The sequence below is a fragment of the Rhizobium sp. BK456 genome (assembly GCF_014194045.1).
In the GTDB taxonomy this organism is placed as follows: Bacteria; Pseudomonadota; Alphaproteobacteria; order Rhizobiales; family Rhizobiaceae; genus Rhizobium; species Rhizobium redzepovicii.
The window spans coordinates 48,640-64,286 of record NZ_JACIAO010000019.1; the positions used below are offsets into that span (position 1 = coordinate 48,640).

Sequence of the window (15,647 nt, forward strand, 5' to 3'; positions counted from 1 at the left end):
TATCCTCGCAGCCGGCGCGTCATTCGCTGTTGCGACGGCGATTGGTGAGCATGCGGCCGAGAGCGCCGGCGCCCGCGATACTGCCGCGGCCTGCAAGGGCAGCAGCGGTGACAGCGCCTCGAGGACCTGCCAGCGTGCCGAGCGCTATGGCCGCAGCCTGGCCGGCGCGGGAATTGCTGGAGGATAGGCGCCTGCGGGCGGTATTGTAGGCGGTATCGACGCCACCTCCGCCCGGAACGCTGGAGAAGGCCGCGCCGTACGCGAAGGTCCGCGCAAAATCCGGCACCTGGAAGATGAAATAGGAGATCAGCGCCAGATAGAGCACCATGGCGAGCACGATCGCCAACGCATTTTCCTTGGTCGCCATGTCGCCGTTGATCGTGTCCATCATACCGATCAGGAACCCGAACGACAGGCCAGCCATGATGTAGGTGAAGAGCAGCATGAACATGCCGTAGGCGACACCCCGCACCCAGGCGTCGAAGACAAAGCGGGTGATGCCGAAGAAATAGCAGAGAATGGCGATCGGACCGATCGCCAGCATCACGGCGGTGATCATCTTGGCAAAGAGCGTGACGCCGGTGAGGATCAACAGCATCGGTAGGAGGCCGAAGACCAGCACGATGAAGACGACGACAGCGCCGGTGACATTCGGCAGCCAGCCGGACTCGTAGGAATTGAAGAGCTGCATGGCAAAGTCGTAGACCTTGCGCGCCATCGAGGCGACTTGTTGGGCGATGTCCGCTCCGGCCGATTGACCGCCCATCGCCGAGGATATGGCCGATCCGAGATCCTGCGGCGCCGACAACACGAACTGGCCGATATTGTCGTAGAAGAGCGCCCAGGACATAATGAGCGTATAGGCAAGCGTGATCTTGAAGGCGGTGATCGCCATGTCCTGAAGGGAAACGCTAGACAGTCCGAGTGCGCCCCAGAGGAAATAGAGGATCAGGAAGATCGCCAGGATACCGGAAACGAGGTTTCTGTTTTCGGCAAACAGCCCCCAGGCCCGTTCCAGCGACGCCTCGTTGATCTTGTCGAAATATCGAAGCGCGTCGCCATAGAAGTTTATCGCGTAGCTGACGGGATCCATGTCTCTTCCTGAAAATTATTGACCGGTCGCATCGGGCCGCAATCGTCCTTGAGGGCGTCCGCGAGTGCATCCTCAGCGGTGGTGGTCGTGGGCTCGGATACCAAGCCGAGAGCCGGGACCGGATTTTCGTCAGCCGAGCATTTCGCCAGCTGTTCGTACTTCCCGGCGCAACCGGCAAGGGCCGCGAGGCTCACTATCAGCACGAGAACCGCCTTCACTGGTTCTGGTCCTCGAATGCCTTCAGCTGATCCCGAACGGAAGTGCCTTGCGGTTGCGTCCCACCGTCACGCATGACGCTGTCCGGTAGGGGCGCGAATGTCTTGAGGTTCTGCGATGAGGTCGCGAGGGCGGCTTTATATTGCTGGTTCAGCAGCATGACCTGGTTGTTGAGCGAGCCGACCGCTTCGTTGGCGGTCTGATTGCCCTGCAGCACCATCTGGGTATTTTGCTCCAGCGCCCCCTTCAGGTCCTTCGCGGTTCCGATCTGTTGGGTGGCCTGCATGAAGGAATTCTGCCGGTCCTTGGTGGCGCTGTTCATCGCGTCGGTCAGCGCAGTCAACGTCGTCAGCGCGTTGATGCCCTGCGAATAGGCCTGATTGGCGCCCGAGAGCTCACCGCCCTTGACGGTATCGACCACCATCTTCACCAGGTTGAGGCCGTTGATCAGCTTGGCCGCGGTATTTTGAAACTGACCGCCGATTCCTCCGAACACGGCCGCGTTGCTCGACAGCACTGTGCTGAAATCCGGCGCCTGTCCCATGGTGAAGCCATTGCCGGTTGCGAGCTTGGCGAACTGGCTCGCATCCTGCGTCCGGTCGCCGGTGATCGCCTGCAGAGTTTTCGTGGTGTTGTCCTTGACGACTGATGTGTCCTGCTGGATCTCAGACGACAGGCGCTTGATGTCCTCGCTGATCGAGATGTTTTCCGAGTCCTTGACCGGGACTTGCGCATAAGCGTGAGGGACGGAAACAATGGCGAGCGTCGCTGCGATCACTGCTGTCTTCATGTGCCTAACCTCTCTCGTTCTCAATTTGACGTCGGCCTGGAATCAACGACCGTGACCAGGCCGAGCGCCGGATCCTGCAACGCCGTGAAGGTCGCAACCGCGCCATTTGCCCGTGCCTCATCCTGCAGGTCGGAGAGCCACTGTTGGATCTGTTCCGTGGTGGCGTTCTGCGGAACAGCGAAGCAACGCGTGCCACCTGTATTGATGATGTTGGTCGGGCACCGGATCTCGGCCATGACAAGTGAGCCGTCATGGTCTTCCGAATTACCGCCACCACTGCCACGAAGGCTTGCCGACGACGATTGCAGGCCAGACTGAAGGCGCTGCAGATACTGCTGGTTGGCAGCGATCGACTTTCCGAGCAGCTCGTTCCAGACCGAACCGCGTTCGATCTGCGCTTGAGTGTTTCGGTCGACCGCCTTCTTCAGCTGCTCACCGCAGCCGCTTGCGTAGCTCGCGGTTTCCGGCTCGGCTGTCCCCTCCGGGGTGTTATCACCGTTCTGGGCCTTGTTGCGGGCATAATAGGCGGAGACCTTTTTGACGTAGTCCTGTGTCTCGGGGATATTGGGGATCTGACCGTTCTGCAGCGACTGGCGATACGGACCGGCATTATAGCCGGCGGCGATCAGGTCATCGCGGTCTCCGAACATGCCCTGGAGCTGCTTGATGTATTTGACGCCGCCACGAATATTGTCGCGCGTGTCGTAGGGGTTGACGCCAAGTTGTGCTGCGGTGCCGGGCATCAGCTGCATGACGCCGGTCGCGCCGACTGCCGAGCGCGCCGATTGGCGGAAGCGGGATTCCTGCTCGGCGATGGCCATCGCGAAGTTCGGATCGACGCCCTGCCGGATTGCCTCCTGTTGCACCATGTTGGCAACTTCCTGCTGGCTTGGCGTGCGAGACGATGGCGCTGCGGGCGTGGTGTCTCCCGCCATGCCATCGGCGGAGCAATCGGCCGGCGCGCCAGAGCCCTCACCGGGCGCGACACTATCGGTCGTACCGCCCGAGGCGCCTTTGACCTTCCGGCTATCGTCCTTATAGGACCGATACCAGTTCTCGGTGGCTTGCTGGATCTTCTGGCGGGCCTGGTCGATGACCGGAACCTGGGCATGGCTCGTGCCGACGGGAAAGATGAGAGCGAGGGCCAGAGCGCCGGCCGCGGCTCCCTCAAGGTGCTTTGCGTGCTTCATCGACCGTCACCCCATTCCAGTCGCAGAATTTCGAGAGCCAGTTCTTAGGATGGTCGCCGTACTCGTCGAGCAACATTTCGACTTCGCGTACCGTCTCCTCGCGGCCCGAGAGCACCTTGATGAACTCCGGCATGTGGGACATGTCGACGCGAGCAATCACGCTGCTCTTTGCCTGCTTGATCAGCATGAAGCGCGAACTCGGATCGCCGTTCTTCACCCAATCGAACTCAGCCCGCGATAGGCCGAAATGCTCCATGTAGGAGTTTTCGTCAGCCTTCGGATTGGCAAAGAAGATGTTGGTCGATGTCTGTTCGATGATCGTGCGGCTGACACTCGAGCGCACCACATCGTCGGCCGACTGCGTCCCAAAGATGACGAGACCATTGCGCTTTCGAATGGTCTTGAAATAGTCCTTCATCGTGCGCTTGAACTCGTCGTCGTCGAGCAGCTTCCAGGCTTCGTCCATCAGGTTGATGATCGGCGCCTTGCCGTCGTAGATCGCGTCCAGCCGGTGGAACATGTAAAGAAGCGCTGCGGTGCGGACTGTCGGATCGTCGAGGATCGACGTCATGTCGAAGCCGATCATCGGTCTCGAAATATCGAGATCGTCATCGGCATTGTCGAAAAGCCAGGCGTACGGTCCCTTATCGACCCATTTGTCGAGACGGGCGATCAAGCTTCCTTCGGTCCTTTCGCTGCCGGCGAGCAGTGCCCGCAGCGACGAAAGACGACGGTACGACCTGTCTTTCGTCTTGAGGACCGACTTGATCGCATTGCGGATGATTGATTCTTCCTGCGGGGTCAGGCTTTCGCCTTCCTTCGATGGCTTCAGCATGAAGCTCAGGAGCCCATAGAGGAAAACGCGGTTCTCCTCGGTGTCGTCGAGCAGCAGCGGATTCCAACCCGACGGCTGTCCGGGCTCAAGCGACATGTAGGTTCCGCCCGCTGCACGTACCATGATGTCAAGGCCGCGATCCTTGTCGAAGACGATGGTCTTCAGTCGCGGACTGACGCGATAGGCTTGCAGGATCAGGAAGGCCATGATGACGGTCTTGCCGGACCCGGTCGGGCCGAAGACGGTCGTGTGCCCAACGTCGCCCTGGTGGAAGTTGAAGAAGAAGGGCGTGCCTGACGTCGTCTCGAAGATCGTGATCGCCGGCCCCCAGTGGTTCCCGTCAGGTTTGCCGTAGGGATAGGCGTGAAAGCTGCTCAACCCAGCGCAGTTCAGCGTGGAGATCAAGGCACGCCGGGCGATATAGGCCTGATTGCCGGGCAGTTGCGCCCAGTAGGCCGGCTCCGCATTCAGGTCTTCGCGGACATAGGAGGCGCCGAGCGCGCCAAGTTCGTTGCCGATCAGGGCAACCGCATCGTCAAGCTGGGCGGTGGTTTTGGCGACGGGCATCACAGTGAGATGGTGTTCCGTGAAGGCGACCCGCTTGCGGGCTAGTTCGTCCCGGGCAATATCGAGGTTGGCCTGGACACTCGATCCGCCTTCGTCGGCCTTCGACATCTGCCGGTCCAGCCGTTCGATCCGGCTGCGCGCCGCCATATCGTCGACAAAGGACATCGACTGGGTCAGCACCAGCTCGAATGGCAGCTTGAGAATATAGTCAAGCATGCCGGCGCCGGTCTCCGGCGGATACTCCTTCAAGGAGACCATCGCCGCGTAGCGATCATCATCCGGTATGTCGCCCTGCAGGTGGATGATGCGGTTGCCAATCGATGTCCTGCGGGCCGGCAGCATCTCGTCGATCGGGATGTTCCCAAGACGGATCGGCCGGACGCGTCCGCCGTTCAGCAGTGTATAGAAGAACTCACATTGTTCGGAGAACCAGGCTTTGCGCGCGGTCTCCTCGACGACCATGTCTTCCAGCACGTCGCGGAAGATCGTAGTGTTGTCGCCGACGTCGACCTGTACGCGTTGCACGTCGCGCAGGACCTTCGGGCCATAAACGGCAAGCGATTTCTCGAGCGCCCGCGTTGCCTCGACCAGCTTGTCACGCATCGCGCGGAACTGTTCCTTCCGCACGATCGTGCCGCCGGCCCCCATGAGGCGGGAGAGCGCGGATCCCTTCCGGAACATGGGGCGCACGACCAGCGAAACATAAGTGTCGTTCACGAACATCTCGTTCTTCGAGATGCTCGACTGATAGACGTGATCGAGACGATCCATAAAGGGATCGGCGAATGCCGACGGCAACGACGGCGCAACCTTACGTCTGATCACATGGGTATAGAGTGCGAAGCTGCCGATGGAGGAGATCGCACGGAAGGCGGCGTTGCGCTGCCGCTGCAGCATATTGATCGTTTCGATATCGGCCGTCTCGAAAGAAAAGCCGGTGAGCTTTAGGGTCGAGACGAGGCAGTCGTTCTTCAGGCGGATGATGCCGTTTTCGATCGGGACGTAGAAAGGAACATGCGTCGCCACATTGCGGTCCGCAAAGATCTCCCAGCCCTTCGACAGATTGCCTTTCAGCGATCTCGCCATCGTGTTCATCGCTTACACCCCGTAGGTTCTGACGCCGCCACCGAGCTTCCGGCCAAGAGGATTGACACCACACATGCTGAGGCGCCCGACGATCTCGAAGAACCAGAGATCGAGCTTGACGGTGAGCACGTAGAGAATGCTGTGAAGGACCACGAAGGAGACCGGGAACCACAGGATGGATCCCAGGATCATGAACACCATTAGCGACACAAAGCATTCCGCCAGGAAGTAAGTGTACGGAATTCCCATCACCGTCGGCGGCCGCGTCAGAGCCAATATAACCGAATGGGATTCGATATATTCGTCGCCACCATCGGCGCTGTTGCCTGCTCCCGCCATGATCAAGATCCGCTACCAGCGAGGAAGTCGACGAGCTCGGCTGCGGCAAACATGCCGGCAAGGCTCCCCCCAACCCGGAGCAGTGCTCCCCAGGACCAGTAGCCGAAGGCTGCTGCGAGAAACATGCCGATAAAGGCGATCGCTCCTACGGATCGGCCGAACGGGCCGGTAAAGAACTGCACGAGCCGGTCAGCGGCATTTTGCAAGGCGTCGAGATTCTGCGCCGCCGCAGGCTCGTACTGGCTGACGAGCAGGATCAGGCTCGCCGCAAGCACGATCGCGGCATTACCGACCCATTTCCTTGGGGCCATTGAGGACCAGGCCACGCTGCCATAGAGAACGGCTGTCTGGACTGCCAACGCGATGGGATTCATTGAGACACCTCTTCCTTGACAATTTTGACCGGCCCGCCGGTATCCTTCCGCGCCTCATCACGCTGAGGACGCACGTCGGGCGGGAACGGTGTTGCGGCTGAGAAAACAAGCATGGGAGATTTGGCCCGCTCGGCAGGCCCGGTACGGCGCTTGGAACTGGGCACGAAGTCTGACGGCGAGCCGGCTCGTGGGATGCTCGGACTGGCCGTTGTGCCGGTGTAGTATCCGACGACACGGGTGACATAGTCGGCGGTCTCGCGGATCAGCGGCATTGAATGGCGAAGGTCGACATTCGGCTCGCCCGCATTATATGCGGCGGCGATCAGCACGGGATTTTTGTACTTGGCGATCAGGACACGAAGAAATCGCGTGCCGGCCCGGATGTTCTGTTCGGGATCGGTCAAATCCGTCGCGCCGAAGGCTTCGCCGATCCGTGGCATGACTTGCATCAAACCGACGGCGCCGGCGGAGCTTACCAGGTGTGGATCGAATGTGGCATTTTCGGCCCGCATCACAGAAAGCACCCAGTTCGGATCAACCTCCTCCTCACCGGCAACCTTCAATGCAAGGCTGGCATAGTCCGTGGGGACGTCGGACAAAAGATCCGATCGGGTCTGTGCTAGTGGCTCGCTGACATTGACATGAGGCGCGGTTGCCGGCTCGGCAAGCTCGGGGATGGCTGTTGCCGGCTCAAACGAGTAAACGCTGACCAGCGAATGCACAGAGCGTTCCCGACGGTCACTCGTGGTCCCGGCCGCTGATCCTGATGGTCGCCCCGCGATGTCACTAAACCCTGCGATGAACTCCGACGGACGAGCGCGGGTACGAAGCGCATCAACGACCGGGCCGCTAAATCGTGCGTTGAAGCTGGCAGAATCAATCGTTGGGATATCGAGCGTCGAAGCAGCGGCGGAAGTCCCCGGATTTGGCGGCACGGCCGCCACCTCGTCAGCCTTCAGCTCTATCCAGTTGGCAGCGCGGACGTCCGTCAACTTTCCCGAAACGATGTGACCGCTACTGTCATCTGGGCCGGAGGCGAAACCGGTAAGCAGAAAAGCCGAGGTTCCGGCGAGCCATAGCACGCTCCGCGAGGATATCTTGTGCGGTCTGTTCACAGGCGAAAGCGGAACGCTATCCATGGCTGAACCAATGCAAAATTATACTGCGGTATAAGATTTTGAACCGCATTCAGCCGTGGAAATCAACCCTAAAGTTTAACTGGAGTATAATTTATAGGATGCCACGCTTTGTCAGAAGGCGGGCTTTTCCAAGAAAATCAGCCCCTTAGCCGTGACCATTTATCCGGGGTCCAGCGATACTGAAGCTGTTCGCGGTCTCCCAAAATGCGAGCAAGACGGACCGCGGTTCCGCCCTTCACCAGTATCGAAGCGGCTTCAGCGCCCGAGCTCCCGGAAGAGATTCGGCAAACGAAATTGGGCAATTCCCTCTTTATCCTCGCCACTGGATAGCAGGACAGGATCTGGTAGCGCTCGCCATCGCCGGCAATCGTCAGGCTCCTCTCCTGAACGGGGCCAAGACGCTGGCGCCCGACTTCGGTGCCATACTCCAGCTGGCACTCGACGATGTTGTCGGGATAAGCTCTGCAAGCTGTGAGGCTGAGATACGCAAACGGCGCCGGCGGCCGTGGTTGCGGCCGCTCAACCTGGTGACCACATCCTGCCAGCACCGTCATTGCCGCCAGAGATCCGAAGAGTTTCGTGAAAGTCCGCATGGTGTTGCTTTCTAGCTTGCCTGCCGGTAACCGGCATGTTCGAGGGCTTCGAGGAAAAGATCGCGGGCGAGAGCGCAATAGGGCGACGATGCCTGAGCGATGTGAAGCTGGGTCAGCACCAGTCCGAGATCGGAAATGGTTGTCACGACGTCCTTAAAGTCACTGTTGAACGCGTCCCGCAACATCTCCCGGCCATCGTGGCCCTTGATCACGATCGCGTAGTCGTCACGCGCGATGCTGTGCCAGAGCTCGATTATACCGGTTTCACCGTTTGCGCTTTCCGTGTCGCAAACGAGCAGGAGGGCATAATCCGGATCGCGCAGAGCGCTTTCCTCTATCGAGGTGTCTCGGCGAAATTCCGTCAGCACCACGTCGGAGGCAAAAAGCATCAAGCGCTCGTTCACCAGAAGGCACTTTTGGCCAAGCCGAACAAAGCCGTTCATGACAGTGGAGCGAATTGCCGCAGGTGGAAGGTTTACGGCGCAGTGTTCGCAAATCGATGTCAGTCTGCCGTTCACGAAGGCGAAGGTGCTGTGGAAACGGTTGACGACGGATCGTTCGACATGTTCGGTCTGACCGCCCAGCGCCTCAACGAATGCGAACGCATCAAGTCGTCTGTTGGGCTTCGCCAGTATGTCGCTTCCCGACGTCGAGCCTGCGTCCCCCACCAGGCTCGAAGGGCCAACCACGACAGCGGCGGACCGCGTCTGTGCACCACAGCCAGGGCAGTCCGCTGAGAATGGCACCGTGTACCATTCCTTCGTCAGGAGGGATCGATTGTGTATCAGTGTCAAACCCTATTCTCAAAAAAACGGAATACCGCCTGGCCCGCAGCTTGGCTCGAATGACTAACTTATACTACGGTATAATTTTATCAGCAGCAGATTGCTTGCTCAAGCGGGAAAAAGCCTGAGTCTAGGCTCCGTGGTAGATGAGTAGATGATCGTTGCGATAGAGGCATCGCCGAGGTCTTGTTGTCGCGGTCTTGGTTGTTGCGAAAACCGCAGCAACCACGATTGCGATTTTGCCAATTGAGTGTTTGTCCGAACACGAAGACCGTCTGGACGCGCTTTCACCGTTTCGCCAAACGGGTGAACCCCTCATTCACCGATGCACCGGATCGCTCAAATGCCTATTCGCGGAATAAGCTGTTCGCTGAGCGGCCCATTCGCGCGCCCGCGCAACCACCGATTCAGCGATCCGCGCAATCACCGATTCACTGATTAACGGAAGCGGCTGGCCTCCCATTCGCCCGATCGGTGTCGCCCCATTTCACGGATTTGCCAGTTCGCCGATCTGCCGTTTCACCGGATGACCCAATCGCTGCTTTACTCATTCGCCGACGTACCGATAGGCCCAAACGGTGACGCACCTATTCACATTTTCGCGGATTCACCTATTCGCACATTCGCAAGCCGGTCCAATCAGCGAACCACCTATCGGCGCGACCACCCATTCGCTGATTAGCGCAAGCGCCTGACCTCGGAGATGCTGCTACATTTCACGGCGGCCGGAGGCTCTTTCCCCAAAGAGCCGGCTCCCCTGCCTCTGCAACAGCTCAATGTCTCTCCCTCATGGCCTTGTTTCGTTTGAGAATTGAAAGATCGGGAAACCCTCGCTCGCCTTTGAGGCGATCGCCCCTCGGGCGAAACGGCTATTGGTATACCATTAGCCTATCCTGCCATCTCCCACCAAATCGATCTGGCCGCCGTGCCCGACGCGCCAATGCTGTTGCGAGTCGTCAGACAAAGCAACAGCGATCGCAGGTGCAGACCTGCGATCCGCGCCGGAGGAACAGCACGGCGGCCAGATCGATTTGGTGGGAGATGCTGAAGCGAGCCGTCGTCGTGAGCAGTCGAAAGAACCGTCACCGGAGGTGACGGGCATCGATGACATGCGAACGATGAGACGGCGAGCGCCCCGCAGAAGAGGACGAGCACATGGAGCGGATGCCCGAATTATGAGGGCATAGCGCAAGGTACTCGTCCTCTTCGTCTTGTTTGGGGAAGTCGCGGCAGCGTCCGCTTGACCGGCCCGAAAGGCCGAGCGGGTAGCGACCCGCTCCGCAGGGAGAGGGGGTGTTTGAGGGGAGAGGCGGTAGGTCTCTCCCCTCAAGATCGCACGCCGGCTCGATGCCGGCAACCGATCAAGGAAATGGAGATGGCGAGAGACGGGCGAAGCCGTCTCTCGCGGGCTCGTCAATCGTAGACGACGCGTGCGATGCTGATGCCGATGCTTGCCTCGGCGCGGATGGCGCGGAGGATCGGTGCAAGTGTGCCCAATTTGGCATCGGTGAGGTCGACAAGGCTCGGATAGCTGATCGAGACGCCGTCGCAGTCTGCAAAAAGCGCATAATGCCATTCGCCGTTGTTGATACGGTACTCATGGGTGGCGTAGTCGATTTCGAGGTCGTCAAGCAGCGTAATCCGGAAGCGAACGAAGCATTCCTCTTCGCCCTGAAGCTGGAAGGCGGTGAAACCTTCGTCGTCCGTCTCGCTGGCGAGTTGCCGCTCGAGCGCCATGATGGACCGCAGCCGCGCAATTGCGCATGCCAGCCCCTCGGCGAGCTCGTCGTGCAGTTCCAACAAGAATTGGTCCGCGCAGCCGATGCGATTGGCAAGGACGATGAGCCTGAAACCCGCCAGCACTGCGAGTTGATGGACGTAGTACCAGTCATCGGACATATCAGTGTCTCCTTTCTGTCTCTGACGAAAGGAGGCCGCACCGTAGCCGCGAGGGGTCAGGGATCGCGGAACGCGACCGCCAGCGGCGGCAAGCGGAGGAGCCGATTTTCTGGCGATGGCCCGAAGGGACGGCGGCTAAAAATTGGAGGGGCCGCGCAGTCCTTGACGCCGGAGTGGCGGGTGTACGATCGGACGTCAGAGTGAGATAGACCACGGCGCCCAAGGCGCCGTGTCCGTTTGCCGAGCGCAGCCGGCCATGCAGTCGATTCCCGGTTACGGTTGCGGAAACTGTGCTCAGTGCGACAGCCGCGAGAGGGGGCGTTACCCGAATGGGACGAAACCCGAAAGGGGTTCGGTGAGCGACAGCGAATAGCACCGTCCGCCGCAGGCGGCTCGCCCGTACTACGCAACAAACCCATCATCGCCGTGAATCAATTGACAGCGACCGATTCAAATATGTCGTTGGACGCAAAGTCATGCCTGTCTGAATCTGTATTTCATGATCGCGCAACCCTACCAGCTCTATGTCGAACGCACGGACGCCAGCAAGAACATGGCCCGCTACTATGCCATGTCGATCGAGCCCAACCTGTTCGGCGAAGCTTGCCTCATCCGCCGATGGGGTCGCATCGGCGCCAGGGGCCAAAGACTGGTGCATCATTTTGAGAGGGAAGAGGAAGCGGTCGGGCTGTTCCTCCAACTCCTGCTTCAGAAGCGCAGGCGCGGCTACGGCCCGAGAGCGCATTTCTCGCGAGGGGCGATTTCCTGAGCGATGGCGGAAGGGGCCGACGGAGCGAAGCTTAGGCCTGAAGCGCCGGTCGATCCGGCGCGACAGGACAGGCGACATGGTGAAAGCCGCCTCAGAAGGGCGGCTCGGCGTCGATTGAACCCTCCTGTTCGGCCATGATCACCTCGAGCTCGGCGCGGGCCAGTTCGAGTTCGAGTTCGATCTCGCGGCGTTCGACCCGGTCGTACGTTGCATTCATTTCGCGGCGCAGCTCTTCAATGTGTTGTTCCAGAAGCATCGTCGTCGTCTCCTTGACGTTTGTGAAAGACGACGCGCGCGGTCATGGGGGCGTGGCGGGGTCAGGGATCGCGGAACGCGACCGCCAGCGGCGGCGAGTGGGGGTGCCGATTTTGTCGGAGTGCAGGGAACCGGAGCGGAGGCAAAATTGGGGGCACCGCTCGTCCTTGAGGCCGTCATGAACCCATGACACCCTCGGACGGACTGAACAGACATTACCTCTCCGTATCGCACCCGAACGCGAAGACGGGCTCGATGCCCGTCTTCGGGTTATCTAGCACCTGACCACGCGAATAACTGTGGAGATCCGGGCTTTCCGCGCCATTTGCCGCGTCGTGTCGATGACAGCTCGGGTCGGAAATGACAGGGATTCTGCATCTGAATCGATGCGGAGACAAAAATGACCACGACCAACGAAATTGCCGACAAGATCGCAAGCGAGCATGGCCTCACCAAGGTTCAGGGGAAAGCCATCGTTGAGGCGGTGATCGCCTCCATCACCGAAGCCGCCGTTGCGGGTAACGAGACGTCCCTACCCGGCTTCGGCAAGTTTAAAGTCAAAGCCACGCCGGAGCGCGAGGCCCGCAACCCATCGACTGGTGCGACGATCAAGGTCGCTGCGGCCAAGAAGCTGGCGTTCACGCCGGCAAAGGCCTTGAAGGATGCGCTGAACAAGTAAATGTTGCCGGCCAGGCAAAAAAATAGCCCGGCGCTATGCCGGGCTATTTTCGTTTTCAGTGTGCGTCAGCGAGCGGATGTGCCGTTGCGGAGATCCTGGATGATCGTGTCGCTGACAGCGTGATCGGCCTCGCGGGTATGGTCGTCCAGCAGTCTATGGAGAATGCCAGATGCCAAGGGTATGAAGTCGAAGCCGCGTGCGATCGCCGCGGTCCTCAGTTGCGACAGTGTTTCGAACTCCCGGAAATCCGTGCCCAGCCAGAGTTCGAGGTCCTCACCTCCATCCGGAATGCCTGGAGGAAAAAACGTCTGAAGCGGACGGTCGTAGCCAATGGTAGCGTCTGGATCGGCGTAGCAAGATGCGGTCCTGGTGACGGTTATTGTGTAGCGGCTCATGGCGGCCTCCTTTGAAATGGGGCGCCGGCCCCGATTGCGGGGCCGGCGATCCGGTTCAGGCCGGGCTGTTCCAGAGGATGACCTTCTTGCCCGGCTCGCCGCCAGGTGCGGGGGCGACGTTGCCGAAGATCACGCCGATCTCGGGCGCTTCCAGCTTCGTGGAGATGTATTCCTCGCCGGTCTGGCGGGAGATGCGGTTCCAGCCAGCGCCGATCTCGAAGCCGGTCTTGCGGTGGATAATGCGGTAATCAGGGGCTTCTTCGCTCGCCTTGCTGGCGTTGGGGACGAGGGCGATTGGGGCGTTGACCCGGATGGTGGCGAAGACGCCTTCGAGAGTGCCGTCGGTCTTTTCGGTGAGGGTTGCGATCGTGGTAGCCACGAGATTGTCTCCTTCGTTGCATCGGGACCATTCCCGATGGCGCCCAAAGAAAGGGCCGCGCCGCAGGCGGTCACCGAAGCTTAAGCGAGGGGAACCCTCTTGCGGGGTTGACGCTGGTGGCGGCCGGTCCCTTAGAAAGGCGACATAAAGAACGGGAATGGTCCTTGATTGCGACGTCAGCAGGAGACCTCGCCGTGGTGGCCGTTTGCTGCCGCGCGAAGTGCCGCGCTCTTGGCATGCGTCGGTGGTGTTTGGGTAAAGGACGCTTGGCCGTCAACCGGGCGGATGCGACGTGATAGATCAGCACCGTTCTGATCCCAGCCTCATCATCAAGGGCGGCTTCGGCCGGTCAGATCCGGTGACCGCCGCGAAAGCTTCAGCAGCGCCTGCGTGGCCGCTCGCCTACATCATCTTGCAATCTCGCATGCTACTCGCTAGTGGTTTCGTGTTTCAATCAGCCGTTATGTTAATATCAAGACTCGTTGAGCAAAGCGTTGCCGACGCCATGTCAGACACACGAGTCGTACTGATCGTCGGTCCCCGACAATCAGGAAAAACGACGTTGGCCAAGAAGATGGCCAAGAAGTCGATGGACTATTACAGGCTGGACAATGCGACGACCCTGGACGCAGCGCGACAGGATCCAGTGGGCTTTGTAAGAGGCATGAATCGCGCCATCATCGATGAAATTCAGCGCGCTCCCGAGTTGTTGTTGGCCATCAAGGAAAGCGTGGATACCGACCAGCGCCCAGGGCGTTTCCTCCTGACCGGTTCAGCCAATCTGATGACGCTGCCACGCGTGGCAGACTCGCTCGCAAGGCGCATGGAGGTCGTACGATTGCTACCGCTTGCGCAAAGGACAACCAGCAACAGCTTCCTGCGCGACGCCTTTCAAAACGAAGCCAAGGCCGGAGAACCAATCGTCGGAGACGACCTGATGGTGGCGGTTCTAGCCGGTGGATATCCCGAGGCATTGGGCCGCAAAACGCTGAGCCGCAGACAGGACTGGTATGCGGATTATATCCAGGCGATCGTTCAACGCGATGTTCGCGATGTCGCGCAAATCGAGCAAATTGCTCAAATGCCGCGCCTGCTACGCATTCTGGCACAGCATTCCGGACAACTTGTGAACTCTCCGGAATTGGCGCGGTCATCGGTATGAACCACATCACAACACAAAAATATGTCGGCATCTTCGAGAGCCTGTTCCTCGCTCGAACCGTGCAGCCCTGGTTTTCCAACAAACTGAACGCCTGACCAAAACACCGAAAATACGTTTCCTCGATTCTGGTCTGCTGGCGCCCCTTCGGGACTTCTCTCTCGACCGCCTGCGCGACGACAGGGGTCAGTTCGGAGCGTTGCTGGAGACTTTCGTGTTTGGTGAGATCGTAAAGCTCGCCGGCGTGCGACCGGCTGCGGAGCGTCGCGTTGGCTTCATCGAGGAGGCACTGGAAAACATGCGGTGCAGCTTGGTCATGCAGGCTTTTCATCAGGTAAGGAAGAGACGGCTCACGCCGCCTCCTCCTCGTCGCACTCTGGCTGCAAGGAATGCAGGTAGTCGAGCGCGCGCTGGGCATGTGCTGCCGCCGAGAAGATGGCACGCTTGTCGTTGCCCAGAACCTTCAGCCAGCCATCGAGATAGCATGCGTGGTCGGGGCGTGGTTCGAGCTCTGGGACAATGCCGAGATCGGCGCAGAGAAACGCGCTGCCGAGTTCGGCGATGAGCTCCTCGCGGGCACGATCGCCCCTGTCTTTGGCGTAGCGGCTGAGATCGCGATCAAGCCTTTGCGGTGCGCCGGTCCAGTGCGTGATCTCGTGGCTGAGGACGGCGACATAGGAAGCATCGTCCCGGAAGGCATCTGGGCATGGCATTTGGATGTAATCACGCTGAGCGGCGTAATAGGCAGCCGATCCTCCGTGGCGGATCAGCGCCCCGGTATTGGCAAGGAAGCGGCCGGCATCGCCGATGCGGCTCATCGTATCCTGGCAAGGTGCGCCGTCGTCAAAGCGGCCATCAAGGCCGGCGATCTGATCGGTATTGAACACCGTGTAGGCTTTGAGGAATGGAATGTCCTGTTCGATCTCGGTCCCCGTCTCGGTCGTCTCGGTGCGGATGAACGAACTGGCGAAGACCACGGTCGTGCCGGTTTCGCCCTTGCGAACGGCGCTGCCGAGCTCGATTGCCTGGCGAAACGTCATCCAGCGTGATGAGGCAAAGCCGCGGGCGATGGCTTCCGACCAGAGCAGCAGGACGTTGATCCCGG

General features: G+C 59.9%; 17 protein-coding genes and 1 pseudogene. 4 read left to right on the plus strand and 14 right to left on the minus strand.

The genetic code is table 11. The annotated features are described in order from the left end of the window. Positions 1-19: 19 nt before the first annotated feature. From FHX03_RS33090 to FHX03_RS33135, 10 genes are all read right to left on the minus strand, one after another. Positions 20-1,093: a type IV secretion system protein gene (locus FHX03_RS33090; protein ID WP_183857420.1), complete on the minus strand. Its 1,074-nt coding sequence runs from the start codon at positions 1,091-1,093 to the stop codon at positions 20-22. 214 nt (positions 1,094-1,307) lie between these two features. Beyond that, a complete protein-coding gene (locus FHX03_RS33095) occupies positions 1,308-2,099 on the minus strand; it encodes a conjugal transfer protein (protein WP_112547956.1) in 792 nt (263 codons plus the stop codon). Between the two features lie 20 nt (positions 2,100-2,119). Next, a complete protein-coding gene (locus FHX03_RS33100; protein WP_183857422.1) occupies positions 2,120-3,289 on the minus strand; it encodes a lytic transglycosylase domain-containing protein in 1,170 nt (389 codons plus the stop codon). Then, complete coding sequence (locus FHX03_RS33105) at positions 3,267-5,786, minus strand: VirB4 family type IV secretion/conjugal transfer ATPase (RefSeq protein ID WP_183857425.1); 2,520 nt, start codon at positions 5,784-5,786, stop codon at positions 3,267-3,269. Before FHX03_RS33105 ends, FHX03_RS33100 begins: the two co-directional genes overlap by 23 nt. A gap of 3 nt (positions 5,787-5,789) precedes the next feature. Then, positions 5,790-6,116 carry a VirB3 family type IV secretion system protein gene (locus FHX03_RS33110; protein ID WP_183857426.1) on the minus strand — a complete coding sequence of 109 codons (327 nt, stop codon included), beginning with the start codon at positions 6,114-6,116 and terminating at the stop codon, positions 5,790-5,792. A gap of 2 nt (positions 6,117-6,118) precedes the next feature. Continuing rightward, positions 6,119-6,490 carry a TrbC/VirB2 family protein gene (locus FHX03_RS33115; RefSeq protein ID WP_183857427.1) on the minus strand — a complete coding sequence of 124 codons (372 nt, stop codon included), beginning with the start codon at positions 6,488-6,490 and terminating at the stop codon, positions 6,119-6,121. Then, positions 6,487-7,482: a lytic transglycosylase domain-containing protein gene (locus FHX03_RS33120; protein WP_246699343.1), complete on the minus strand. Its 996-nt coding sequence runs from the start codon at positions 7,480-7,482 to the stop codon at positions 6,487-6,489. The genes FHX03_RS33115 and FHX03_RS33120 overlap by 4 nt, the downstream gene beginning before the upstream one ends. A gap of 284 nt (positions 7,483-7,766) precedes the next feature. Further along, positions 7,767-8,222, minus strand: coding sequence for a hypothetical protein (locus FHX03_RS33125; RefSeq protein ID WP_183857429.1), 456 nt, complete (start codon positions 8,220-8,222; stop codon positions 7,767-7,769). Between the two features lie 11 nt (positions 8,223-8,233). Continuing rightward, positions 8,234-8,611 carry a hypothetical protein gene (locus FHX03_RS34835; protein WP_246699344.1) on the minus strand — a complete coding sequence of 126 codons (378 nt, stop codon included), beginning with the start codon at positions 8,609-8,611 and terminating at the stop codon, positions 8,234-8,236. A 1,809-nt stretch (positions 8,612-10,420) separates the two neighbouring features. Beyond that, the gene (locus FHX03_RS33135) at positions 10,421-10,906 is read right to left on the minus strand and encodes a hypothetical protein (protein ID WP_183857430.1); all 486 of its coding nucleotides are present in this window, start codon (positions 10,904-10,906) and stop codon (positions 10,421-10,423) included. Positions 10,907-11,405: 499 nt separating this feature from the next. Between FHX03_RS33135 and FHX03_RS33140 the strand changes: the two genes are divergently transcribed. Then, positions 11,406-11,675: a WGR domain-containing protein gene (locus FHX03_RS33140; RefSeq protein ID WP_183780703.1), complete on the plus strand. Its 270-nt coding sequence runs from the start codon at positions 11,406-11,408 to the stop codon at positions 11,673-11,675. Positions 11,676-11,766: 91 nt separating this feature from the next. Here the strand turns inward: FHX03_RS33140 and FHX03_RS33145 are convergent, their stop codons facing one another. Then, positions 11,767-11,931, minus strand: a complete 165-nt coding sequence (locus FHX03_RS33145) for a hypothetical protein (protein WP_183720090.1) — start codon at positions 11,929-11,931, stop codon at positions 11,767-11,769. A gap of 399 nt (positions 11,932-12,330) precedes the next feature. Between FHX03_RS33145 and FHX03_RS33150 the strand changes: the two genes are divergently transcribed. Beyond that, positions 12,331-12,609 carry an HU family DNA-binding protein gene (locus FHX03_RS33150; RefSeq protein ID WP_183857431.1) on the plus strand — a complete coding sequence of 93 codons (279 nt, stop codon included), beginning with the start codon at positions 12,331-12,333 and terminating at the stop codon, positions 12,607-12,609. Positions 12,610-12,674: 65 nt separating this feature from the next. On the opposite strand, the gene FHX03_RS33155 is transcribed toward FHX03_RS33150, so the two are convergent. Both FHX03_RS33155 and FHX03_RS33160 read right to left on the minus strand, forming a co-directional pair. Next, positions 12,675-13,004 carry a hypothetical protein gene (locus FHX03_RS33155; RefSeq protein WP_183857432.1) on the minus strand — a complete coding sequence of 110 codons (330 nt, stop codon included), beginning with the start codon at positions 13,002-13,004 and terminating at the stop codon, positions 12,675-12,677. A 55-nt stretch (positions 13,005-13,059) separates the two neighbouring features. Continuing rightward, on the minus strand, positions 13,060-13,383 hold the full coding sequence (locus FHX03_RS33160) for a DUF736 domain-containing protein (protein ID WP_034499714.1): 324 nt from the start codon (positions 13,381-13,383) through the stop codon (positions 13,060-13,062). 292 nt (positions 13,384-13,675) lie between these two features. On the opposite strand from FHX03_RS33160, the gene FHX03_RS34840 reads away from it, so the two are divergent. Next, on the plus strand, positions 13,676-14,545 hold the full coding sequence (locus FHX03_RS34840; protein WP_312865359.1) for an AAA family ATPase: 870 nt from the start codon (positions 13,676-13,678) through the stop codon (positions 14,543-14,545). 133 nt (positions 14,546-14,678) lie between these two features. Beyond that, positions 14,679-14,726, plus strand: a pseudogene (locus tag FHX03_RS34845) (hypothetical protein); the annotation flags it as partial. 166 nt (positions 14,727-14,892) lie between these two features. On the opposite strand, the gene FHX03_RS33170 reads toward FHX03_RS34845, so the two are convergent. Further along, the coding region (locus FHX03_RS33170) for an ArdC family protein (RefSeq protein WP_183857434.1) at positions 14,893-15,647 on the minus strand (755 nt) is incomplete at its 5' end.